The sequence below is a fragment of the Paucihalobacter ruber genome, assembly GCF_006494535.1.
Classification (GTDB): Bacteria; Bacteroidota; Bacteroidia; order Flavobacteriales; family Flavobacteriaceae; genus Paucihalobacter; species Paucihalobacter ruber.
The window spans coordinates 242,147-264,366 of the sequence record NZ_VHIQ01000005.1 but is presented as its reverse complement, the minus strand read 5'-3'; the positions used below and the strand labels follow the sequence as shown (position 1 = coordinate 264,366).

General features: G+C 33.9%; 23 protein-coding genes. 6 read left to right on the top strand and 17 right to left on the bottom strand.

The window, feature by feature from the left end; genetic code table 11:
- Window positions 1-37: 37 nt before the first annotated feature.
- Genes FJ651_RS11630 through FJ651_RS11620 form a run of 3 tightly spaced genes read right to left on the bottom strand, consistent with a single transcriptional unit; the run spans window position 38 to window position 2,817 of the window.
- Window positions 38-934 (bottom strand): HlyD family secretion protein, encoded by an 897-nt coding sequence (locus FJ651_RS11630; protein ID WP_140990693.1) that lies wholly within the window; start codon window positions 932-934, stop codon window positions 38-40.
- Window positions 935-941: 7 nt separating this feature from the next.
- The gene (locus FJ651_RS11625) at window positions 942-2,201 is read right to left on the bottom strand and encodes a TolC family protein (protein ID WP_246085362.1); all 1,260 of its coding nucleotides are present in this window, start codon (window positions 2,199-2,201) and stop codon (window positions 942-944) included.
- 4 nt (window positions 2,202-2,205) lie between these two features.
- On the bottom strand, window positions 2,206-2,817 hold the full coding sequence (locus tag FJ651_RS11620) for a TetR/AcrR family transcriptional regulator (RefSeq protein WP_140990692.1): 612 nt from the start codon (window positions 2,815-2,817) through the stop codon (window positions 2,206-2,208).
- Window positions 2,818-3,020: 203 nt separating this feature from the next.
- Between FJ651_RS11620 and FJ651_RS11615 the strand changes: the two genes are divergently transcribed.
- From FJ651_RS11615 to FJ651_RS11605, 3 genes are all read left to right on the top strand, one after another.
- A complete protein-coding gene (locus FJ651_RS11615) occupies window positions 3,021-3,455 on the top strand; it encodes an RrF2 family transcriptional regulator (protein WP_140990691.1) in 435 nt (144 codons plus the stop codon).
- A gap of 46 nt (window positions 3,456-3,501) precedes the next feature.
- On the top strand, window positions 3,502-4,239 hold the full coding sequence (gene ric / locus FJ651_RS11610; protein ID WP_140990690.1) for an iron-sulfur cluster repair di-iron protein: 738 nt from the start codon (window positions 3,502-3,504) through the stop codon (window positions 4,237-4,239).
- Window positions 4,240-4,307: 68 nt separating this feature from the next.
- Window positions 4,308-5,450, top strand: coding sequence for a hypothetical protein (locus FJ651_RS11605; protein WP_140990689.1), 1,143 nt, complete (start codon window positions 4,308-4,310; stop codon window positions 5,448-5,450).
- Between the two features lie 19 nt (window positions 5,451-5,469).
- Here the strand turns inward: FJ651_RS11605 and FJ651_RS11600 are convergent, their stop codons facing one another.
- The 9 genes from FJ651_RS11600 to FJ651_RS11560 all read right to left on the bottom strand — a co-directional run bounded on the left by FJ651_RS11600 (window position 5,470) and on the right by FJ651_RS11560 (window position 13,004).
- On the bottom strand, window positions 5,470-5,916 hold the full coding sequence (locus FJ651_RS11600; RefSeq protein WP_140990688.1) for a hypothetical protein: 447 nt from the start codon (window positions 5,914-5,916) through the stop codon (window positions 5,470-5,472).
- Window positions 5,916-6,698, bottom strand: a complete 783-nt coding sequence (locus tag FJ651_RS11595) for an ABC-2 transporter permease (RefSeq protein ID WP_140990687.1) — start codon at window positions 6,696-6,698, stop codon at window positions 5,916-5,918. The genes FJ651_RS11600 and FJ651_RS11595 overlap by 1 nt, the downstream gene beginning before the upstream one ends.
- Window positions 6,691-7,398 carry an ABC transporter ATP-binding protein gene (locus tag FJ651_RS11590; RefSeq protein WP_140990686.1) on the bottom strand — a complete coding sequence of 236 codons (708 nt, stop codon included), beginning with the start codon at window positions 7,396-7,398 and terminating at the stop codon, window positions 6,691-6,693. Before FJ651_RS11590 ends, FJ651_RS11595 begins: the two co-directional genes overlap by 8 nt.
- Complete coding sequence (gene nosD, locus FJ651_RS11585) at window positions 7,392-8,582, bottom strand: nitrous oxide reductase family maturation protein NosD (protein WP_246085361.1); 1,191 nt, start codon at window positions 8,580-8,582, stop codon at window positions 7,392-7,394. Before nosD ends, FJ651_RS11590 begins: the two co-directional genes overlap by 7 nt.
- Window positions 8,583-8,650: 68 nt before the next feature.
- Window positions 8,651-9,100 carry a nitrous oxide reductase accessory protein NosL gene (locus FJ651_RS11580; protein ID WP_140990684.1) on the bottom strand — a complete coding sequence of 150 codons (450 nt, stop codon included), beginning with the start codon at window positions 9,098-9,100 and terminating at the stop codon, window positions 8,651-8,653.
- Between the two features lie 15 nt (window positions 9,101-9,115).
- Window positions 9,116-9,721 carry a hypothetical protein gene (locus FJ651_RS11575; protein WP_140990683.1) on the bottom strand — a complete coding sequence of 202 codons (606 nt, stop codon included), beginning with the start codon at window positions 9,719-9,721 and terminating at the stop codon, window positions 9,116-9,118.
- A 159-nt stretch (window positions 9,722-9,880) separates the two neighbouring features.
- Entirely contained in the window at window positions 9,881-11,833 is a 1,953-nt protein-coding gene (gene nosZ, locus FJ651_RS11570; RefSeq protein ID WP_140990682.1) for a Sec-dependent nitrous-oxide reductase, read from the bottom strand.
- Window positions 11,834-11,859: 26 nt separating this feature from the next.
- On the bottom strand, window positions 11,860-12,435 hold the full coding sequence (locus FJ651_RS11565; protein ID WP_140990681.1) for a fasciclin domain-containing protein: 576 nt from the start codon (window positions 12,433-12,435) through the stop codon (window positions 11,860-11,862).
- 83 nt (window positions 12,436-12,518) lie between these two features.
- Window positions 12,519-13,004 (bottom strand): c-type cytochrome, encoded by a 486-nt coding sequence (locus tag FJ651_RS11560; protein ID WP_140990680.1) that lies wholly within the window; start codon window positions 13,002-13,004, stop codon window positions 12,519-12,521.
- 139 nt (window positions 13,005-13,143) lie between these two features.
- Here FJ651_RS11560 and FJ651_RS11555 point away from each other — a divergent pair, with 139 nt between their 5' ends.
- Window positions 13,144-13,575, top strand: coding sequence for an RrF2 family transcriptional regulator (locus tag FJ651_RS11555; RefSeq protein WP_140990679.1), 432 nt, complete (start codon window positions 13,144-13,146; stop codon window positions 13,573-13,575).
- Window positions 13,576-13,624: 49 nt separating this feature from the next.
- On the opposite strand, the gene FJ651_RS11550 is transcribed toward FJ651_RS11555, so the two are convergent.
- Window positions 13,625-14,458, bottom strand: coding sequence for a universal stress protein (locus tag FJ651_RS11550; RefSeq protein ID WP_140990678.1), 834 nt, complete (start codon window positions 14,456-14,458; stop codon window positions 13,625-13,627).
- Between the two features lie 55 nt (window positions 14,459-14,513).
- Window positions 14,514-15,878: an oxygen-independent coproporphyrinogen III oxidase gene (hemN, locus tag FJ651_RS11545; RefSeq protein ID WP_140990677.1), complete on the bottom strand. Its 1,365-nt coding sequence runs from the start codon at window positions 15,876-15,878 to the stop codon at window positions 14,514-14,516.
- Between the two features lie 202 nt (window positions 15,879-16,080).
- On the opposite strand from hemN, the gene FJ651_RS11540 reads away from it, so the two are divergent.
- Window positions 16,081-16,806: a superoxide dismutase gene (locus FJ651_RS11540; protein ID WP_140990676.1), complete on the top strand. Its 726-nt coding sequence runs from the start codon at window positions 16,081-16,083 to the stop codon at window positions 16,804-16,806.
- 268 nt (window positions 16,807-17,074) lie between these two features.
- Here the strand turns inward: FJ651_RS11540 and FJ651_RS11535 are convergent, their stop codons facing one another.
- Both FJ651_RS11535 and FJ651_RS11530 read right to left on the bottom strand, forming a co-directional pair.
- Window positions 17,075-17,695 carry a hypothetical protein gene (locus FJ651_RS11535; RefSeq protein WP_140990675.1) on the bottom strand — a complete coding sequence of 207 codons (621 nt, stop codon included), beginning with the start codon at window positions 17,693-17,695 and terminating at the stop codon, window positions 17,075-17,077.
- Window positions 17,696-17,805: 110 nt separating this feature from the next.
- Complete coding sequence (locus FJ651_RS11530) at window positions 17,806-19,929, bottom strand: TonB-dependent receptor (RefSeq protein ID WP_140990674.1); 2,124 nt, start codon at window positions 19,927-19,929, stop codon at window positions 17,806-17,808.
- Window positions 19,930-20,107: 178 nt separating this feature from the next.
- Here FJ651_RS11530 and FJ651_RS11525 point away from each other — a divergent pair, with 178 nt between their 5' ends.
- On the top strand, window positions 20,108-21,283 hold the full coding sequence (locus FJ651_RS11525; protein ID WP_140990673.1) for an LETM1-related biofilm-associated protein: 1,176 nt from the start codon (window positions 20,108-20,110) through the stop codon (window positions 21,281-21,283).
- Here the strand turns inward: FJ651_RS11525 and FJ651_RS11520 are convergent.
- Window positions 21,280-22,218, bottom strand: a complete 939-nt coding sequence (locus FJ651_RS11520; RefSeq protein WP_140990672.1) for a Fic family protein — start codon at window positions 22,216-22,218, stop codon at window positions 21,280-21,282. The genes FJ651_RS11525 and FJ651_RS11520 overlap by 4 nt on opposite strands.
- Between the last annotated feature and the right edge of the window lie 2 nt (window positions 22,219-22,220).

The following is a 22,220-nucleotide window of genomic DNA, read 5'->3' as shown; positions in this document are numbered from 1 at the left end:
TACCGTTTATTATTGGGCGTGTCACGACTTTGAATAATTAATTATTGATATTTAACCACATTTCGGCAGGCATCCCTATTTTTAAGCTACCATCATTTTTTACCTGTATCTTTACAGCATACACCAAGGCCACACGTTCTTCTTTTGTTTGAATAATTTTAGGCGTAAACTCTGCCTCAGAAGCAATCCAACCAACGGTTCCAGTAAAGGATTTCATACCATCTTGATCGTCAATTTTGACGGTTACTGTTTCACCTATCTTTATATTTGGCAATTGGGTTTCGCTAATGTATACACGTAATTCCATAGTGGATAAATCGGCAATTTTATATAATGGTTTTCCATAATTTACAATTTCGTTGGGCTCGGCATATTTTGAAAGTACTGTACCGTGGATGGGATTAATTATTTGGCTTTTTGTAATTTGATCGTTGAGTTGATCGAGTTGCGCATCAATACTTTTTAGTTCATTAACTACCGGTGCGTTTTGAATTTCAATACTGCGAATACTGTTGTTCAGAACGGCTATTTCTCCCTCAATGTCGTCTAATTGCTTTTGAGTACCGGCATTGTCTTTAATAAGATTATCAATTCTTGTTTTGTTTGTTTTTGCAGTTTTCAATTTAGCTTGTAGTACGTTAATTTGGGATAAAACACCTTTAGATTTGGCATTAATGAGGTCTTTTTGAACTAAAAGTTGTTGCTTTTTTAAATGCAAAGGAATGGTGTCTATATAACCGATGAATTTGTTTTTTTCAATCACATATCCTTCTTCTAAATTAAATTCTATTAATTTACCAGTATTTTCTGAGGATACGGTTATTTCGGTGGCTTCGAAGTTACCGTAACCATCTGCTTTATCACCATTAGAATTGCATGCCGTTAAAAGCGTTACAGCAATGACTACAGTCCCTATTATTTGTGTGTTTTTCATTATAAGTCTATTTAATATCTCCTTTGATTGTTTTGTAATTTGCTTTGGCCAATTGTAATTGCGTATTATGCTGATTGTAAAGATTTTCTGTTTCGTATAATTTAGTGAGCTCAGTGATGTACTCAGAAGTTGTGATGACACCATATGTCAATTGAGATTCGTAAGTATTTACCACCTCTTTTTGTAAAGAAATGAGCTGTTGATCAATGGCAATGCTACTTTTAAGAGTTTCTATTTCTTTATATTGTTCATTTAAAGCAATGTTGTTAGTTAGCCTAAAAACTTCTTCTTGATTCTTTATCAATTCTTTATTGTAATCTAAGACCTGTCTTTGTTTTTTATTGGTATTCCAGTCGAATACATTCCAGTTGATATTAAGTCCAATAATGTAAAAGGATCTAAAATTATTTTCCAGCATATTCAGTCCGGGATTTCCGTAACCACCGGTTGCAAAACCTTTAAGTTCTGGCCATAAAGATTTGGAAACTATATTTTGTTGTTGTTCTATTTCTTCTTTTTGTAAGTCGAATAATCCAATCTCAGGTCTTAGCAAATTTGAGTTATCGTCGATCGAGAGAAAAGGTTTTTCAAATTGGGTCTCCATCTGAATCGAAATTCCTGTGAAATCAGCTAAGGAATTAATCAACTTAGATTTATTGTTGTTTGCCTCTTGAATTTGTTGTAAAATTTTTAATAATTCAGCTTCAATCACCTTATCAGAAGTGGGTAAAAGCAGACCGTTTTCGATTCCGGATTTAACTTCATTTAATTTACTGGTTAACTGTGCTTTTCTCAGACCTAATAATTTGGCATAATCATCCATTAAAAGAATTGAGAAATACAACTGATTAACACGTTGTTTTAATTGATATAAACTAACCGTAACTTCTTGTTTTTTTCTTTCATTTATGGTGTTTTGTAAATCTTGTGATGCTTTAATTTTTCCACCGGCGTAAATTAATTGGTTGGCTGTAAGGGTGGCACGGTACTGGTCGTTATTAAGAGGTTCAATTCCAGTATTTGGAATAGGTACTTCTGTAACATCACTTTGATAAGTAGCCTGCGCATTTAGCTTAAGTTGAGGCAGTGCCTGTGTTTTAATGGCTGAAAGTTCGGTTTCATTTTGATGGTTTAAAATAATATGCTGTTTAACAAGCGGATAATTTGCGTTTAAACCCTCATAACAGGTCTCAAGATTAATAGTGTTTTGGGAATAGCTGATATAGGTTGTTAGAACTAAGACACCAATTATAAGTAGATGTTTCATCGATTTATTTTTTTATGGCATTAATTAAAAAATTGGACACATCCTCTTTTCGAGCTTCCAATATAGTTTGGTAGGTTGTATCATCTACGTTCACTAAGGCTTTAATCAAAGGAGAAGCAACAAAAGGAAAAACATTTAAAGACAGGATGTTGATAAATAGTTGTTCAGCACTAATTGGGATGATAGTTCCGTTTTCTATCTCGTTTTTCACCTGATTTTTAAACTTGGTGATGTCGGGAAAAGAGACGTTTGATTCAAGCTTTTCAATGAATTTTGGATTTCTATTTAACTCTTGTATTATAAAACCCGGCAAATAAGGATGCTTTATCATAAAGCTAATATAATTGTCTGTGAAGTTCTTTATTTTTTCTTCTATAGACGAGCTGTCATTTAGTATTCTATTGAGCTCAGGTGCCAATAATGAAAAGGCCTTATTAAATACAGCTTCAAAAAGCAATTGTTTACTTCTGTAATAATAATGTAACATGGCTTTGTTAATACTAGCTTTATCTGCTATTTCTTGCATTCTTGCACCATCCATACCTTTTGTTTGAAATATAATTTGAGCCGCCTTCAGGATTTGATCTTCAGTTTGATTGTCTTTATGTTTAGTCATATAAAAATAAATTTAACTAATTAGTTTAACCATTTGGTTAACAAATTTACAAAAATAAATTACAATTGCTATACTTTATATTATTAATAATATAAATATTTTGTAAATACTTGTTTTTGAGTTAAAAAAACAAGGAAAACTAATTAGGATATTTTTATCCTAATTAAAAAATCGTATATTTGCTTATTACTTAATAATAATTTATGTTTTCAAAAGCTTGTGAGTACGGTATTAAAGCGTGCATTTTTATAGCGATCAATTCTTATGATGGTAAGCGGATTTCCCCAAGAGATATTTCAAAGGAAATTGCTTCGCCACAAGCCTTTACAGCAAAAATTTTGCAAGCATTAGTTAAAAGCGATATTGTTAGATCCTATAAAGGCGCTTATGGTGGATTTGAGATAGACAAATCGAAGCTAGCTAAGATAAAACTTGCTCACATTGTGGCTTCGATTGATGGTGATCAGGTGTTTAGCGGTTGTGGTCTGGGATTAGAAATTTGTAATGAAAATCATCCGTGTCCCGTCCATGAAAAATTTAAAAAGGTAAGAGAAGATTTAAAGTTTATGCTAGAAAATACAAGTCTGGAAGAACTAGCATTAGGCATCAAATCTGGAGAAGCATTTCTAAAAACTTAAAAAAATTACATATAAACAGGATATAATTATCCGAAATTAATTACTTATGAAAACTATACAAAAAGATACTCAAAAAGAAATAGGACAGTATGTTGCTGAGGATTATAGAACAGCCTCAGTATTTTCAAAATACGGCGTAGATTTTTGCTGTAAAGGGGACAGAACGCTCGAAGATGTATGCAATAAAAAAGCTATAAAGATAGATGCTATTTTACACGATTTAGATATTGTTATGACCCAGAAAGGTGAAGAACATATCGATTTTAAATCGTGGCCTCTTGATCTGCTTATTGATTATATTGAAAAAAAACATCACAGATATGTTGAGTCAAAAAGTCCGGTTTTAATACAATATTTGGAAAAACTCTGTAAAGTTCATGGTCATGCTAATCCTGAACTTTATAAAATATTTGATGAGTTTAAAAAAGCTTCAGGTGAACTAGCATTGCATATGAAAAAGGAAGAGCTAGTATTATTCCCTTTCATAAAAAAACTGGTGAAAGCTCACGATTTCAATACACCCATAGATTTACCTCATTTTGGTACAGCTCAAAACCCAATTAGTATGATGAAAGAAGAACACGATATTGAAGGTGAAAGATTTAGATTAATAGCCGAACTGTCAAATAACTATCAACCACCTGCACACGCCTGTAACACTTATAAAGTAGCTTACAATATGCTAAATGATTTCGAGAAGGACTTACACAAACATATTCATTTAGAAAACAACATTTTATTCCCGAAAGCGTTGAGTTTAGAAGCCAAAGTGTTTTCTTATTAAATTAGACCATCATTGCACTTCCTGCCATGTTAACTAAAACACCCATTGTTGTTTGCCTGATTAATTTTATGATTGCAGGAACAATGGGTTTGTTATTGCGTTACGCCGTGCTTGGCGGTATACCACTTAATTATCAATTTTTAATCCACGGTCATTCTCATGTAGCGATGCTGGGATGGTTGTACCTGTGTATTTACGTTTTATTGGTGCAATTGGTGGTAAAAACACATGCTCAATTATTTTATAGATTATTTTGGCTAACGCAATTTTCGGTTATTGGGATGATGATATGTTTCCCCGTACAGGGTTATGCCTTAGTCTCAATTACATTTTCAACCTTACACATATTTTGTAGTTACTTTTTTGTTTATCATATTTGGAAACACTTAAAGAATTTGTCTATTGTTTCTAACTTGCTTGTAAAAGCGGCCTTAATATTTATGATTATCTCTACAATTGGGGTATGGTTTTTAGGCTACGCAATGAAGGCTTATGGCTCGGATTCAATTTTTTATGACCTAGCCATACAGTGGTTTTTACACTTTCAATTTAATGGATGGTTTGTGTTTGCAGTATTGGGGCTAGTTTCTACGGGTATAAGCCAAACAATAAAAAGAATACACGAAGTAATTTGTATTTTAGTGATTTCAGTAATTTTAACGGCTGCCCTACCCGCCTACTGGCATACGATGCTGCCAGTCTTTTTCTGGTTAAATGCAATTGGTAGCCTCCTTCAGTTTTTAGTTTTAGTTAGTTTTTGTTGGTTAATTATCCAGAAAATCGACTTTAAAAAACACGGCTTCAACAGTAAAATACTGATTTATTTTGGCATGGGAAGTTTACTTCTAAAATCTGCTTTTCAATTAACTACACTTTCAGAGAGTTTAGTATTTGCTGCATTTGAAAACAGAAATCTCATTATTGGTTTTATCCATTTATTGATGTTAGGTGCTATTTCGAGCTTATTGTTTTACATGATATTAAAATTTTATAGGCCAAAATCAAATCAATTGACCTTATTTGGCATTTTTCTTTTTTTAACGGGTATTGTAACTTCAGAATTGTTAATGCTTTTTCAAGGAGTTATTATATTTAAGGGTAGTACCACCTTTCAATTCTATTATTGGTTACTTTTTTATGCTTCAATTCTGTTGGTAGCGGGTATTATTTTATTTACATTGAATTTGCTTTTTAAAAATAGAATTCATTAATAATATTTACTGGCGTAAATCAATAATTAAAGTACTGAAAATAAGCTTCAACTAAATTTTCAATATTTTTAACAGCAGTATTTTTATCGGTGATGTCATGGTCTTCTTTCAGTACCAAGATCTGTTCTAAAATTGGCACTAAAACTAAATGCAACTGGTCGTGCGCTTCGCCTGTCATATCGCAATTTTTAACAATGGCACTCGTTTCTTTAGACAACAATGCTCCCAAATTTTTAAAATCTTGTCTTTTAAGAGATTGGAATTTTTCAACAGTTGAATCAATCTTATGCATCCCAATTTGGGTGGCTTTATTAGCGTTCCATTTGGTATTGTTTACCTTTTTCAAAGGAATGGTATCTATTATAATAAGCCTATCCTTGTTTATAGGAAAATGATCTTGATTCTTACAGTTGTTAAAACAAAAGATACTTAATAGGATAAATATTATGAGTGCTTTATCTTTCATTAAAAATCTTTTTTTCGGGAAACAACAAATATTCTAATGATGGGTAAGATTACCCAAACAAATAACAATAAAAATGACATAAAAAAACCTTGAGAGGTTCCAAAAAACGATTTAAAAACCGCACCGGTATATCCTAATAATGCCGAAATATCCAATTTTAAAATAATAAGTGTTCTGGCCAAATCTATAGGATTAACGAGCATAGCCGTGAGCGATAAACCTTCTAAAGGATATTCTTGTAATAAAACCAAAGAAATGAGAACAATACCATCGTAAATAACGGCCATAAACAACCATAGCAATATGGCATAACCAAATCCCTTAATTTTATTTTGATTAGAAAGAGCGATGTTATATGCCAAGGCACTAAAAATAAAAGTGAGAAATGTAGCAACCACTAACAAGATTAAGAAATTGAAAATAGCAGTAGATTGCAGTAAACCATAGAGCATGAACGGAATTCCTAAACCTAGTATTAAACTAATAGATAGCGAGCAGGCAACGCCTAAATACTGTCCTAAAAAAACATTAGACCGTTTGATGGGTTGTGCCAGCAACAAAGTTGTAAATTCTTGAGAATTATAATAATACATCACCCCGAATATGGTACCAATCAACGGCACTAAAATAAGAACCACATTCATAAGGGTAATGATTGCTTTAGACAAATCGTTATTAAGAAATAGTAATACCGAACTTAGTAGCAAGTAAAACAAGAAGTACACATAGCTCCAGCGACTTCTGGCTAAATCGTAAAAACTGTATTTTAAAATTTTAAACATTGTTTTCTTTTAAAATGTTAGCAATGGCATGTTCTAAATCAACATTTTTATTTTGTTCTTTCAAGCTGTTTAAACTACCATCAAAATACACCTTACCATCTAAGATGAAGATAACATGGCTGGCTACCTCTTCTACAAAATTCATTACGTGCGAAGTAACTATGATGGTTTTTCCCTTCGCTTGTTCTTGTTTGATAAACTCTTTCAATCTAATTAATGAAATGGGGTCCAACCCCGAAGTTGGTTCATCTAAAATGATAAACGGACTATCGAACATAAAGGTTAATAACAAATTCACTTTTTGTTTATAGCCACCGGAAAGATTACCAAGCGATTCATTTAAATAATTACCCAAATTAAAATACTCGATAAGCTCTTTGTCTCGTGCAGGTTTATTGCGTAAATCTTTAATCATATTAATTAATTCCTGCACTTTAATATTTGCAGGAAAATTGGCTATTTGCGGTAAGTAGTCAATTTCTTTTCGGTAGCTCCAACTATTTTTAATGTTCTCATTGTTAAAAATCACATCACCTTGATTAGGTAAAACCATGCCCAAGATAATTTTAACCAAGGTTGTTTTACCTGAACCATTGGGTCCTAAAATAGCGGTTGTTTTACCTTCCTCGATACTCAATTTAACGCCTTTGAGCACTTGATTTTGATTGAATTTTTTATGTAAATTATTTACGGTTACCATATTACTTTTTTCATTAAAGGCTTATCGTCTATCAAATTTTCTGGTGTAAATACCGGTGATACTTTTTCTGAAAAATCAACGATATCTATAAATAAACTTCTTAGCAATACAATTGCTTCAGGTGTTTTATTAACCAGGTAAGAATACAATTTTACCGGGCGGTAAGGCACATCACCAATACCATCTTTATTTAAATCATAACCGGAGTAATTACTCCAGTAATTCTCAGAAAAAGTGTTGCTATTTAAACTTCCTGAATACGATAAATTAAAGGTGTTATAAAGAAAATTATTTTTTGTGTAAGTATTGGTATAACAAGCTCCAAGAACCTTTACGGCATAACCATTATTAAAAAAATTATTTTCGGTAAAGTTTATTCGGTTAGTTCCGTCGGCGTTAACACCAATGGTATTATTCTCAAAAATATTGTGTTTGATGTCGGCATCGTTAATCTCCTTTAGCAGCAGACCGTAAGATGTGGGACCCCAATTGTTTTTGAAGGTATTTCGGGTCATTTGGATTTGTTTAGAAAACATTACAGCCACACCTGCGCCATTCTTATTAAATACATTAGCCGTGTACGAATTGTTATTGCTAAACATAAAATGAAGTCCGTATCTCATATTATTCTCAGACAAATTATTGTTGATTTCGCAAAAATTACCAAACTCTAAATAAATACCATCACGCATCATAAAAACCTTATTGTTTTCAATTTTTATATGTTCTGAATGCCACAAATGAATGGCATTACCTGAATTGGCTTCTGAGGTGCCTTCACCTGAAATTACATTGTTAGAAATCTTCCCGTTTTTAGATTTTTGAACCAAAATACCAAAAAAAGCACCTTCAATGGTGATATTTTCAAGAAGAAAATCGTAAGATTTAAATAAAAAAACCGCTGCATACTCCTTAGTATAACTCATTAAAATATTTTTAATGGTAATGTTTTTTAAAGAAATATCCGTAGCTTCAACTCTAAAACCGTAACCCTTATTTTCAACATCGATTACAGTTCCGGTTTCTCCTGAAATATAAAGTGATTTTTTGTAAATGGTAATATCAAATTCTTTATAAACACCTTTTTTAATGAACAGTGTATCTCCACTTTTAGCAGAATCTATAGCCACCTGAATGGATTGAAAATCGCAGCCGGTTGCGCAAATATTTATAGTTTCGGCCATCGCAAATTGAATGACGAAACAGAATATAGAAAAAGATAGATACCTGCAGATTGACATAAACCGTTAAATTAGTGGGTGTGATTAGGATGCGATTCTACGTTCATTTTGGCTTTTAGATTCTCCCAATTATAAATATCACCCTTATGTTGATTGCGCACTGCAGCAGCTTCTTCTTCAGAATTAAACGCCGATAGATTTGCGCCCATAGGACTTTGAATATTCGGACTAATCAGATAGATGGCATTAAGTGCGTTGATCATTTCACCCGGTTGATTGTAATTGGCAACCAGCATTATGGCGCTATTGGCCTCGTTATTTGAATCCCTAAAATAATGCAACATACATTCAATGGCATCAAACTTTAATTGTTTTCCTTTTTTGGTAACTAATTGTGCAGCATGAGTTTTTGAAACTATTGTCATTTGACAAAAATTACATACCTCAACACCGTATTCAATTTTTTGTGGCGCATGACTGCACCCAATCGTCAAAAAAAGTAATATAGCAACTATTCGCATTTCTAGTTTTTTAAATTAAGTGGTTTTCTTTTTACCTAACCAAAAGGCAACGAAAGTTAAAAACATTCCCAATCCCATTAAATAAGCACCTAAGCTTGGATAAGAATGTGCTCTAAAATTCAATATATCTTTAGTTCCAAATAATGGTGGTTTGTAACTTAACGGATTGCCATCAGCATCGGTCATTTTCATAATGGCCTTAGGATCTAGATTGGTACCGTAATCTACCATCCAAGCGTTAAAGTCGTACATTCCTAATATTCCTAAAACGGTCATTAAAATTAGCCATGCTAAAAACCATTTGTAATTCAAAACTTTGAAAAATCCAAGGATGCCTATTAAAATTCCTAAGGCAGCCATTCCGCCAATTACCAACGGAAAGGTAGAAAACTCCCACATTTCATTTGCCTTTGGCAGCTTTCTCATGCCAATATAATGGTTTAAGCCATCAATGTTTTGCAAATCGTGTTTGTCTCTTCCTTGCAATCCATCAATATGAATATTCATACCAATGCCGTCGGGATATTGTGGGGCTTCCAGAACTATATTCCAAAGCGGAAATATAAATAATCCCAGTAATAACGCTGAACCGACAATCATTAAAATACTAGCTGATTTCATTAGTTTCAATTTAAGTTTTATTTTTTTAAAGCAGTATTATGGTCTATTGGTTAGTGTAAAAAATGCTTAAAAAATGACAAGAAAAGGGCGAACGAACTATCTCGCTCGCCCTGAGCTATAATATCAATAACACTAATAACTAATTTTATAACTCTCTAACTATTCATCGTCTAAAGACCATTTTAATTCGGTATCAGAATTTTTTGCCGATACTCTCACATAACCTTGCATTTCTTGGTGTAAAGCTGAGCAGAAATCGGTACAGTAAAATGGCCAGACACCTTCGCGCTTTGGTTCCCAGATACTGGTTTTGGTTTGACCCGGCATAATAAGTAGTTCTGATGTATTGGCACCAATCATTGAGAAACCGTGGGGTACATCAAAATCTTGTTCAAGGTTGGTAATGTGGAAATACACTTTATCGCCTACTTTAATACCTTCAATATTATCCGGAGAGAAGTGACTTCTAATCATGGTCATATATACATGAACTTCGTTTCCGTTTCTAACCACTTTTGTTTCGCTTTCACTTTTAGCAACATAAGGGTGATTGTTTTCCTCTAAATCATAATATTTCTTAACATTATCTTTTATTTTGCTGGCAGCGATACCTGCAGCATAATGGGGCTCACCGTGCGTAGGGAAATCGTAAAGTAATTCCATTTTATCGCCTGTAATGTCGTACAATTGTGCAGAGTGTTCTAGTTCCGGACCAGTTGGCAAATAACGGTCTTTTGTTATCTTGTTCATGGCTACCAAGTACTTAGCATCAGGTGTTCTAGAGTTTCCGCCAGGAATCATCAAGTGACCAACAGAATAATAAGTTGGTTGTCTATCAACTACTTCCCAAGTTTCTAATTTCCATTTTACAACCTCAGATGAAATAAAGAAAGTTGTATAAGCATTGCCTCTGCCATCAAATTCTGTATGTAAAGGACCTAAACCTGCTTGTGTAACAACACCGGCTAAAGTATTCTCATAATTCAAAACCGGAATTCCATAAGCATCACCTTCGTAATCCTTATTCGCTATTGCTTCTTGAATTTTGGTGAATGAATAAATACTTAAGTCAGTAGAAAGTTTCCCACTACCAATAATATATTCTCCCGATGGATCCACATCACAACCGTGCGGACTTTTTGGAATTGGAATATAGTAAACAGCACCTTCAACTTCTCTAGGATCTATTGAAGTTACACCTTCCATCATAGTTGATGTAGCTGTATGAGTTTTTTCATCGTATACGTTATGCGCATAGGTAGCCGGAACTTTTTTGCCACCGCCATTAGCTACAAACTCTGCTAATTTTTGCCAGTTTACGGCAACAATATAATCTTTATCATTTTGAGAAGCATTAACTTCAAGAAGTGTATTAGCTTCTTCTGTATTATAACTTGTAAAAAAGAACCAACCATGCGATTTATTTCTTCCAGGATGCGCTAAATCATAGTTAAAACCAGGCATATTTAATTGAAAATCAATTTTCATATGCCCGCTATCGTCTATGGCAATAAAAGTTAGTGGACCTTTAAACTCACCTTTCATTTCACTAATTGGCATATCTCTTTGCGGATTAGGCACTGCAAATCTGGTACCGGCAACTATATATTCTGTATTTTCGGTTACAAAAGATGAAGCGTGGTTTCCGGCGCTATGTGGTATTTCTATAATTTCTTCTGTTTCAAAAGTAGCTAGACTAATTCGAGCAATACGCGGTGTATTGTTTTCGTTTATAAATAGCCATCTACCATCTAATTCACCATTAGTTTGAGAAATATCCGGATGGTGTGCATCACCCCAAGGCACGAACCCGAAAGAGGTATTAAACATAGGCTTTGTTTCTTCAGAATAACCATATCCTGAAGTTGGAAACTGTGAGAACACCGGAATTTCTTTGAACATTCTTCCGCTGGGCAAACCATAAACAGTAACATTACCGCTATAACCACCAGACATAAAAGCATAGTACTCGTCGTGCTCACCCGGAGCTACGTAAACTTTTTCGGCGTTACTAGAAGCCATCGCCCCTGATTTACCGCCATTATTATTGCCGCAGCTTAGTATTAAACCGGCTACAGCTGTAAGTAAAAAGATATTTTTTATTGTTTTCATTTAAATTGATTTTAAGTTATTATTGGTTATTGCGGTAAGATGACGTCTTCAACAACATGTACCCAACCATTGCTAACATTTACTGTTGCTACTATTTTAGTACCTCCAACATAAATATCACCGTTTTGTACTGTTACTTCAAGGTATTGTCCGGAAGCCATATAGAGTTTTCGATTTTTTTCGGCATTTTTCTTGAGCGTTTCAATAGGATAGTTACTAGGTGCTACGTGATGCTTGAGAATAAAGGCTAATTGGGATTTATTTTCAGGTTTCAATAAATCACTTAAGGTATTAGCGTCTATTTTACCAAAAGCGCCATTTGTTGGTGCAAAAACGGTAAGCGGACCAACATTTACAAGTGCATTTTCTACTTCGGCGGCTTGTACAGCTGCCACCAGTGTGGTGTGGTCTGGTGAATCTATGGCCAACCTCAGCGCGTTGGGTGTATCACTTTTATCTTCAATAAATGCTTGTCCGGTTTTTTTGGTATCGGAGGTTACCTCAACATTTTGAGTTGATTGCTCAGCCTTAGTTTCATTCTTACAATTTGAATAAAATAATACCAAAACAGCCATCGTTAAAAATTTAAAGAGTGTTTTCATATGTGTGTTATATTGGTTTGATATAGTTAGATAAGTTGAATATTATAAAAGTTTATTGTAAACTAGGCAGGTTATTTATTATGTTATAATGTTCTAAAATACTCAAGTACAGCGCGTGCATCTTCTTCGGTAAGATTTTGGTTAGCCATAGGAGAGCCATTAAACTCAATTAAAAGATCTTTAGCTAACTGATCTTCTTTTACCATTTGTTCAGGGTTTAAAATCATATTCATTACCCACTCCGGTGTTCTTCTTTCTAAAATACCTTTTGGTGAAGGCCCGATATGTTTTTTCTCAACCTTATGGCATGCAGTACACATTTTTTGATAAACATCGGCGCCATGTGCGGCTAAATCCTGATTGATGGCATCTTCTAAAGTAATGTCTGTAATTGGACCAATTCCCTTATTGGTTAAATCTATTCTTTTAGATGCCGGCTCAGCCTTTTTAGCCGGGGCCTCAGTTGTTTTTTTTGCGTATGCCGTTCTGGATCTGGTTTTGTCCTCTTTTTCAGAACATCCTACCAAGGTGACGACTAAAAAGGTGATTAAAATTGTTAGTGTTCTCATGATTTATTTTGTTAGTATTATTTTATTAAAACAAAAGTAACATGTGTTACATTCTTAGAATATGATTATTATCATATAAAAAGACTTTTTTATCTTTTTATATTTTATCTATATTTGAAGAAATATTGATTCTAATTTTATGCTTTCAAATTCTTCTAAATATGCTTTAAAAGGCGTTTTATATCTAGCCATGCATTCCTCAATGGAAAATAAAATAATGACGAGAGATTTGGCAGGCTTGATTAATGTACCGCCAGCCTACATTGCTAAACTATTACAAGATTTAGCAAGGAAAAATCTTGTACATTCAGAAAAAGGACCTCACGGTGGTTTTTATTTAAGTGAAAAAAATAAAAAAGAACCTATTATAAAATTTATTTATGCCATAGATGGTAAAGACAAGCTCAATAACTGTTTGATGGGTTTAGATCATTGCAATCACGCTAACCCTTGCCCACTACACCATATTGCCAGCCCTATGAGAGATGAACTACTTCTAAATTTAAAAAAGAAAAATATTAGTGACCTTGTACAAGATATTAGTAACGGAATTAGCAGTTTACCTCTATAAAAAAAGCATCCTTTAGAGATGCTTTTCTTTAATTTAATTAATCACTACATTAAATTCTAAACGTCATCACCGGTAATACAGAGTGATTTGCAATATCTTCAGAAATACTGCCTTCAAAGAAATGCGCAATACCTTTTCGGCCGTGTGTTGACACTGCAATTAAATCGGCTCCAATTTTAGCTGAATAGTTGAGTACACCTTTTTCAATACTATAATCTGAGTAAAAGACCACATCTTTCATTTTTTTCAAGTTGCCTTCAGTTTTCTTTAAAAATTCGGCCACTCTTGCTTCCATTTCATTGGTGCTTTTAAATGCGAAATCGGGTAGATTTACGTATAATAAATGTACCTGACTATCCATCTTTGCAAAAAACTTAGTGACTTTGATGTAAGAAGAAATTGATTCGTCTGTAAAATCGCAACCGTAAACCACATGATCAAATTTCATGTTTTCAGGCTTACTTTTTACAACTAAAACAGGCGTTTCAGAATGTCTTACAACACGCTCTGTATTAGAACCAACAAAAATCTCATTAAGACCACTTGCGCCATGAGAACCCATGATAATTAAGTCGGCATTTTCATGTTTAGCTACGTCGTTTACTTCTTTAAATACTTTGTATTTTTTGATGGCAGGAATTACTTTTATGTCTTTTAAAAAATCTTGTTTTAAAAACGTTTCAAATTCCTGTTCGGCTCTTTTGTAAAAAAATATGCTATTTAAGGGTTGATTGGTGGCCTGTTCTGAAAATGATGATTCTGATAATTCCAACATATGAAGCGCCAATATTTGCGCATTATTTCGTTTGGCCAGAATTGCCGCGGCTTCCATGGCGTAAACAGAATGTTCTGAAAAGTCTACAGGGACAATTATTTTTTTCATGATTGATAAGTTTTTTGTTGCCTCTAATATAGGCAATCTCGTTAGAATAATTTAGTTAAATAGTCATTGAAAATAATTGCGTATCGGGCTTTTTACGCTGTAATCTCAGATCAAAAGCCATACAAATATTCCTAATGAACGGTCTTCCTTTGGGGTGTACCACCACGCCATTTTTTTGTGTGGTGATTAAACCATCTTCCTCAAAAGTTTTTAATGCAATCAAAACATCTGCCACTTCTTTAAAATTCAACGATGGATGCTCCCAATACGTTTCAAATTTGCACATTAAATTTAAGATGTGCTGTCTTATAATAACATCTTCAGAATTCAATAAATGACCTCTGAAAATAGGTAATTCATCATTTTGAACGCGTTCCTGATAATCTTCAAGATTTTTTTCGTTCTGTGCAAAGCCTGTCCAGCAATCGCTTATCGAAGAAACACCTAAGCCAATCATCACAGTTGTTTTAGAGGCAGTGTAACCCATGAAATTTCTATGCAATTGCTTGTTTTCATCAGCCAGAAATAAACTATCAGTTTTTAAGGCGAAATGATCCATACCAATTTCAACATAACCAATATCTTCGAGTAGTTGCTTACCATTTTGGTATTGCATGCGTTTACTTTCGGCAGATGGTAAATCTGAATCTTTAAAGCCACGCTGACCATTGCCTTTAATCCATGGCACATGGGCATAACTGTAGAAAGCAATTCGGTCTGGTTTTAATTCTTGGGTGTGTTTGATGGTTTGAATCACATCGGCCTCAGTTTGAAACGGCAATCCAAAAATTAAGTCGTGTCCAACCGAAGTATAGCCAATACTTCTGGCCAATTCTGTTACCTTTTTAACATTTTCAAAAGGTTGAATTCTGTGAATGGCTTTTTGTACCAGCAAATTATAATCCTGAACCCCAAAACTAACGCGTTTAAATCCTAAATCGAACAAAGTTTGCAAATGCTCCTTAGTGGTATTATTAGGGTGACCTTCAAAACTAAACTCATAACCATCTGCGAGCGAAGCACTGCTCACTATGCTATTAATCAATCTAGAAAGTTGATTCGGAGCAAAAAACGTAGGAGTGCCACCACCCAGATGTATTTCCTTAATAACAGGTCTTTGGGGCAGGATATTTAAGTATAGTTGCCACTCTTTTAAAAGGGTTTCAATGTAAGGCACTTCAACCTCATGACGTTTTGTAATGCGTTTGTTGCAACCGCAAAACGTGCATAACTGCTCGCAAAATGGTAAATGAATGTATAAACTAATTCCTTCTTTTTGATTACTTTTAATAAAAGAATCAACAAGTGATTCTTGGTAATCATCAATGTTAAATATGTCTTCGTCCCAAAACGGCACCGTTGGGTAACTGGTGTATCTTGGGCCTGCAACATTATATTTATTAACAAGAGATTTGTTCATGATTCTTTTAATTAATACAAAAGTATCTGAAAGATTCCTCGCGCTAAATGATATAAATCAGTTCAATTTACAAGCGGCGACTTATTCGATAAAATGCAATTATTCAATCTAGAATCACCAAAACAACCCTTTATAACTTTAGATTGTAAAAAAAATAACGTAATTTCGAGTTCATATTTTTTAATTAAAAAAAACAGGAGAAATGAGAAAGCGCGATTTTTTAAAACTTACAGGAATTACAACAACGGGGTTGGCTATTGCCCCATCCATATTATTGAGCTGCAGGGATAAAGAAGGCAACAACCAAACACCGATTAGTGCAAAAAGTGCCGTCGCTGCTTCATTTGAATTACCAAAACTAGCCTATGGTTATGATGCCTTTACTGATGTGATTGATGCTCAAACCATGGAAATTCATCATTCCAAACACCACCAAGGATACACCAATAACCTCAATAATGCTTTAGCTGAAAATAACATATCAGGAAAAACAATTGAAGAAATTCTTAAAATGAATGACTTGCCTACATCCATACGCAATAATGGCGGTGGTTACTATAACCATTGTCTTTACTGGGATATTTTAAAACCCGGAGGTGCCATGCCAGAAGGATTAGGCACTCAAATAACCTCAGCTTTCGGTTCGGCTGAAGCTATGGAAAACCAACTTAAAGATGCCGGTGCAAAACAATTTGGATCAGGTTGGGCTTGGTTATGTCAGGATACTGACAAACAATTATTTATCACCTCAACGGCGAACCAAGATAATCCACTAATGACATTTGAATCAAAACAAGGTCATCCCATTTTAGGAATTGATGTTTGGGAACACGCCTATTACTTAAAATATCAAAATAAACGAGGTGACTATTTAAACAATATCTTTTCTATTATAAATTGGGAGGTTGTAGCCTCAAAAATGATTTAAAATGTAATAGCATCCATGATTTTGACACTACAAATCTTAGCGGATGGAACCCAGAATCTGGAAAAATGGTAGAGCTGTATTTTAGCATTAAACCGTTCCCTGGTGTTTAGGATTCTAAGACAACAACCAAAATTAAACATCAAAGTCAAAGTTCTTCTTGTTATTGAAGGTGAAGGTGAAAACGCCAAATCTGAGTAGGTTCAAGTACTATAAACTAAAAAAAACATCACTTCTGTTTGCGAGAAGACAAACAAAAGTGATGTATTTACTACTTATTGCAAGACTCAAGAATTTCAGCGGCTCGTCGTCGTCCCCAATTTGGGTGAAATAGTTCTGGCTTGAAGTCTTCGAAAAGAGCTAGAGCCTTTTCTACATCTTTACAAAATGGTTTGGTATCTTGACCAAAATAACGTGCGCTGCCCATATTCCAATCAGCTCGGGATAATATTACCATTGGATTCACCGGAGCTAACGCATAAGCTTGATTGTATAACTCTGTTACTTTTGCTGAGTATTTCATGCCGTAAGTCCTGCCGTCTAGTGCAATCCAATTGGTATAAATTTGCGCCTGCATTACTAAAATATTGTAATTATCCTTACTAATTGCCATAGCATTATTTAGGTAATCCTGGGCTTTGGTTAATTGAGCATTTACCACCTCTAAATCATTTTCGTTCCATGATTTGATACTGTTTATTTGAGCCACATAATAATTTGGCAACCATTCATCTGGCTCGGCAGCCGCAATGCGCTCAAAGAACTGTTCTGCTTCATTCAACTTATTGTCTTCCCATAATTTGAAGGCTTTTTGCATTCCTTTTTCAAAGTTAGATTGGGCATTTAATGCTAATGTAAAGGCTAAAATAAGTATGGTAATTATGCGTTTCATCTTGTTTTTATTTAATGATTGTGGTTCAAAAATATTTAGTCATATCCAAAATTTAAATTCTGTTTTACTGAGTTGTTAATTATCTCAGATGAATTGTTATAATTCCGTGATCACAAATTATTTAGTTGATTATCGGTTCCTTTTTCACTAATGGTCCAAAAGAACCCAATAAAAAAAAATTGATCTGCGGCAGGTCTTAATGCTCGCCTGTTAAAATTACCATTGACATCTGGTGTATCAGAATATTGATAACCATTAATATTACGTGTACCGAGCGCATTATTCACAGAGAAATAGAGTATTTTTTGTGGACTTAACAGGTAGGCCCAGTTGAGACTCAAATTATTAAAGGGCTTAGTTGTGGCATTTAAAAATCCAACTTCATTTGGGTTTGTATAGGTTCTTCCGGTTGCATAGGCATAGCTTAAACCTACCTGGCTTTTGAAAGAATCAATCCAATATTTACCAACAACCGAAAAGTTGTGATTGTTTACAAAACTTGGCACTGCCGCACTTGGGAAATTTCTGTAGTCGCGTTCTGTATCTAAATAGGAATAACTAACCCAATAATCCAGATTTTTTACGCTTTTGTTATCACGCCAAAACAAATCGATTCCCTTAGAATAGCCATCACCTAAATTGTTGAATTCACTGTTAAAAGCAGGAAAGTCTGTATTAAATTTAACCAAGTGCTGATAGTCTTTAAAATAGGCCTCTGCCCTAAATATCATGCCATCCCAATTATATTGATAATTTAGAATGTAATGAGAAGTTTGTTGCGACTCTAAATCTTGATTAAATTTTAATATATCATTGTTTGGCTGTTGAAAAAAGTCGCCATATGCTAATGATATTTGACTGTTTTTATCGGTTTTGTAAGCGATTGAAATTCTTGGTGCGACTGTAAACTGCTTAAATATCTCGCTGTATTCAGCTCTAATTCCTGCTTTCATTGCCATTTTTTTTGAAAAAACTAAATCCGCTTCAGTAAATACCGCACTTATATTGTTATCAAATCGTAATGGCGTTTGCTGAATAGCGCTACTCTCAAACAGTTCATTAAATTTGGTTGCAAAATATTCGGTACCAACATTCAACTTGAATCGATTGTTAAATCTGCGTTTAAAAACAACTTTTGCGTGAAATGAGTTTTCGGTATTGTCAATAGCATTGTCAATAATACCCAATTTATTATTGGCATAGGTATAGCTCAATCCACTAGACATAGACCAATTATCTGATAAAACACCTTTATAAGAACCATTAAAATATAGGTTATTATTGTTGAGCTTAAATTTCACACCTTCTACTATATTAATATCCTCTTGAATAAGCTCAAAATTAGTGGCGTCAAATGCCGCATACAATTTTAGTAATCCTGAGTTGAACTTTTGCCTAAAAACCAACTCTCCCGAAGCACCTTCAAACGGTTTTTGCCAATCATTTCTGTCTTCAAATAACAGTAAATAAGGTGCTAAATTAGTGTAAGACGCATTCACACTCAGTGAACTTTTATTCCACTTTTGAGTATTCCCAAGGGTGGCGCCAACACTCATGATTCCAATATCTGTTTTATTTTGATCTGGCTCGTCTATCGTATTTAAAAGTAGCACGCTGGATAATGCTTGTCCGTATTCAGCCGAGTAACCACCTGTAGAAAACGTAATACCATCAAACAAAAATGGTGAATAACGACCACGTGTTGGGATATTGTTGGTTGTTGGACTATAAGGCGTAAATACACGAATTCCATCAATAAAAATTTGGGTTTCCTCGGCCTCGCCACCACGAACAAATAATCTACCATCTTCAGCCACCGTGGTAGTACCCGGTAAAGTTTGCAGAGCACCAACAAAATCGCCTAATGCACTGGCAGTCGTTACCACATCAAGCGCTTTTAATACAGAAACTTTACTGTTGTCGCCCGCGGAAAAGGTTCCGGCAGATAAAATAACTGCGTCTATAGTATTTACATCCTCGCGGAGTTTAATTTCAAGTTTATTCATTACGGTAACCTGAGTAGTTAATTCGAAAGTTTCAAAAGATAAAAATGAAACAATTAATGTTTTATCGCCTGTTTCATCGGTACTAAAATAAAACTGTCCCGAATCATTTGATGTGCTACCATCATAAGTTCCTTGCAAATAAATATTAGCCCCAGCTATTGGCAAGCCTTTAATGTCAGTAACTATACCTGAAATAATAGTTTGCGCCATTAATGGTATCGATAACATACAAATTATGAAAAATACAAACTGCCTCACTTTTACACCTGTTAAATTTATTGACACAAAAATGAAGGTCTTGTTAGAAACAAAAAATTGTCATTAACCGAATTGTAGAAGCGTTATGATGAACTGTAAAAAGTAAGTGATGCAAAAAAAAGTATCTTTGCCTGTAAAATAATTAACTATGAATCCTTCAGCAAACGGCTGGATTAAGGTATTACTAAACAAGACCCATAAATACAAAAATATTTGGTCTTTGGCTCCTGAAGTATTTTACAATAAACTTCGGGAAACAGGATTTATTTATGGTAGTAACCTCAGTATCATTGCAGATGATTTTGACACCAAAGATTTTAGCGAAGAAGAAAAATGTAAAGTAAACTTGTGGTTTGCTTATTATTATTTTTACAACAATTTCAATAGAAGCAATGAGACTTTTGAAGCCTCTGTTATAAAATTTTACAGTAACGAAAAACCAAAAAGTTATCGATCGTTTTTTGGATTTAGTCAACATTCAAACGCAAGTGGTGAATTAGAAAAATTAATTGAAAAACGAATTCATATTGACGATAATTTTATCACTAAAAACTTTAAGTATTTTATTGTTAACGCTTTGTTGTTTATTGATTTGTTGGCTTATAAACAGTTTTTAAGTGGACAAACAAAAACAAATACTTACATTGAAAATTTCGAGTCGGTTGTTGAAAAAATAGTATTCATGGTTTTAGATTTAAAACCTGAAAAATCTGAATATGATCAAAGTCTGATGAAGCTTTTTGAAGCTTCTTTGAGTTATCACAACCAAAAAGAGCTAAGCTATACACAAGCTTTAACCCATATCACGGAAACATTGGAAAAACAATATATTTTAGATGTGGCATGTATGGCATCCTGGGGAGATACCAAAATAGACATTTCAGAATCAAAATTTTTAGAACAACTACAAATCGATTTAAATTTAGATAAATCTATCTTAGAATCTGCCGTAAATCATATCAACTATTTTTACGTTTCTTATAAAAATGAAATTGGATTTTTAAACTCAAAAAATCTTGTTCAAAGCTTTTATGACAACTCCAGTAAATTAGTTGCCAAACTCATAAGACGTAATGGTAAAAGGCTTCAAAAAGAGCTGAGAGACAGTAAGGAAGTTGTAGGACTACTATCCCAATCTACAAAACGAAAACTCACCGACGAAGAGCAAAAAAAAGTTCAAACCCAATTACTCGACATTTTTAAATCCATACCAAGTCTGGCCATTTTTATGCTTCCAGGTGGCATGTTATTGCTACCATTGGTAATTAAATTAATTCCTACCTTATTACCTTCAGCATTTGATGATAACCGAATTGACAACTAATTGCGCATATAATCAAGCACTGCCTTTTTTGTAGTAACCCAGTTTCTGCCTTCTTTATGTGCATCTATTTTACCTTGACGTGCTAATAAACTAATATATTCCTGACCATAAGGGATATCGGGCTCTTTTGCAATATTGGCTATACTTTGGTAATCGTGATGAGTTTGCGGAAAAGCACTTAAATAAATATTTAAACTGCGCTCTAAGGTTTGGCTCATCAATAACATAAGTTTATCTAGTTTTCCTTTGTTAGCCATATTTAAAGCTGAATAATATTTTAAACGATCATTAGTTAAAATAATAGCAGGCGGAAAGCCTTCTTTCATAAGAAGTAAATTCATAGCTAACCTAACCGTACGACCGTTGCCATCAAAAAAGGGATGAATATAAACAAACCTGTGATGAAACACCGTTGCCAGCTCAATAGCATTGAGTTGCTGCGAATTTTGATTGATATACAAAACTAATTCTTCGAGTAAATCGTGAACTTTAACAGCATTAGGTGGCACAAAATTGGCACCTGCAATGCGAACGGCACCGTTTCTTAAACGACCGGCAAAATCTTGTTCAATAGCTCTTAATACCAATGCATGTAAATCTAAAATATCGCGAGTGTTTAAAATATAATTAGGAGTTACAAGCTTGAATAATTGATGAATGGCGTCTTCATGATTTTTAGCTTCAAAATGCTCTCTAAGCGATTTACCCTTAATAGTAATACCATCTTGTAAAACCATTTGAGTTTCTCTAAGGCTCAAGGTATTGCCTTCAATACTGTTTGAATTGTAAGTCCATTCAATAAAAAGTGATTCTTGAATATTTTTTAAGGCTGCTTGAGAAAAGGGTCTAAGAGCAAGCAAGGCATCTCGCTTTTCAAAAAGTCTTTGAAAAGTGGCCGATAAAGAATCTCTATATGATACATCTACATTAAACATAT

Coding starts and splice junctions, on each gene's coding strand:
- FJ651_RS11590 (WP_140990686.1), bottom strand. CDS start 7,398: ATGGTAACCGTAAATAATTTACATAAAAAATTCAATCAAAATCAAGTG.
- FJ651_RS11595 (WP_140990687.1), bottom strand. CDS start 6,698: ATGTTTAAAATTTTAAAATACAGTTTTTACGATTTAGCCAGAAGTCGC.
- ric (WP_140990690.1), top strand. CDS start 3,502: ATGAAAACTATACAAAAAGATACTCAAAAAGAAATAGGACAGTATGTT.
- hemN (WP_140990677.1), bottom strand. CDS start 15,878: ATGAACAAATCTCTTGTTAATAAATATAATGTTGCAGGCCCAAGATAC.
- FJ651_RS11575 (WP_140990683.1), bottom strand. CDS start 9,721: ATGAAATCAGCTAGTATTTTAATGATTGTCGGTTCAGCGTTATTACTG.
- nosZ (WP_140990682.1), bottom strand. CDS start 11,833: ATGAAAACAATAAAAAATATCTTTTTACTTACAGCTGTAGCCGGTTTA.
- FJ651_RS11565 (WP_140990681.1), bottom strand. CDS start 12,435: ATGAAAACACTCTTTAAATTTTTAACGATGGCTGTTTTGGTATTATTT.
- FJ651_RS11525 (WP_140990673.1), top strand. CDS start 20,108: ATGAATCCTTCAGCAAACGGCTGGATTAAGGTATTACTAAACAAGACC.
- FJ651_RS11555 (WP_140990679.1), top strand. CDS start 13,144: ATGCTTTCAAATTCTTCTAAATATGCTTTAAAAGGCGTTTTATATCTA.
- nosD (WP_246085361.1), bottom strand. CDS start 8,582: ATGGCCGAAACTATAAATATTTGCGCAACCGGCTGCGATTTTCAATCC.
- FJ651_RS11615 (WP_140990691.1), top strand. CDS start 3,021: ATGTTTTCAAAAGCTTGTGAGTACGGTATTAAAGCGTGCATTTTTATA.
- FJ651_RS11605 (WP_140990689.1), top strand. CDS start 4,308: ATGATTGCAGGAACAATGGGTTTGTTATTGCGTTACGCCGTGCTTGGC.
- FJ651_RS11620 (WP_140990692.1), bottom strand. CDS start 2,817: ATGACTAAACATAAAGACAATCAAACTGAAGATCAAATCCTGAAGGCG.
- FJ651_RS11625 (WP_246085362.1), bottom strand. CDS start 2,201: ATGAAACATCTACTTATAATTGGTGTCTTAGTTCTAACAACCTATATC.
- FJ651_RS11535 (WP_140990675.1), bottom strand. CDS start 17,695: ATGAAACGCATAATTACCATACTTATTTTAGCCTTTACATTAGCATTA.
- FJ651_RS11580 (WP_140990684.1), bottom strand. CDS start 9,100: ATGCGAATAGTTGCTATATTACTTTTTTTGACGATTGGGTGCAGTCAT.
- FJ651_RS11530 (WP_140990674.1), bottom strand. CDS start 19,929: ATGTTATCGATACCATTAATGGCGCAAACTATTATTTCAGGTATAGTT.
- FJ651_RS11520 (WP_140990672.1), bottom strand. CDS start 22,218: ATGTTTAATGTAGATGTATCATATAGAGATTCTTTATCGGCCACTTTT.
- FJ651_RS11600 (WP_140990688.1), bottom strand. CDS start 5,916: ATGAAAGATAAAGCACTCATAATATTTATCCTATTAAGTATCTTTTGT.
- FJ651_RS11630 (WP_140990693.1), bottom strand. CDS start 934: ATGAAAAACACACAAATAATAGGGACTGTAGTCATTGCTGTAACGCTT.
- FJ651_RS11550 (WP_140990678.1), bottom strand. CDS start 14,458: ATGAAAAAAATAATTGTCCCTGTAGACTTTTCAGAACATTCTGTTTAC.
- FJ651_RS11540 (WP_140990676.1), top strand. CDS start 16,081: ATGAGAAAGCGCGATTTTTTAAAACTTACAGGAATTACAACAACGGGG.
- FJ651_RS11560 (WP_140990680.1), bottom strand. CDS start 13,004: ATGAGAACACTAACAATTTTAATCACCTTTTTAGTCGTCACCTTGGTA.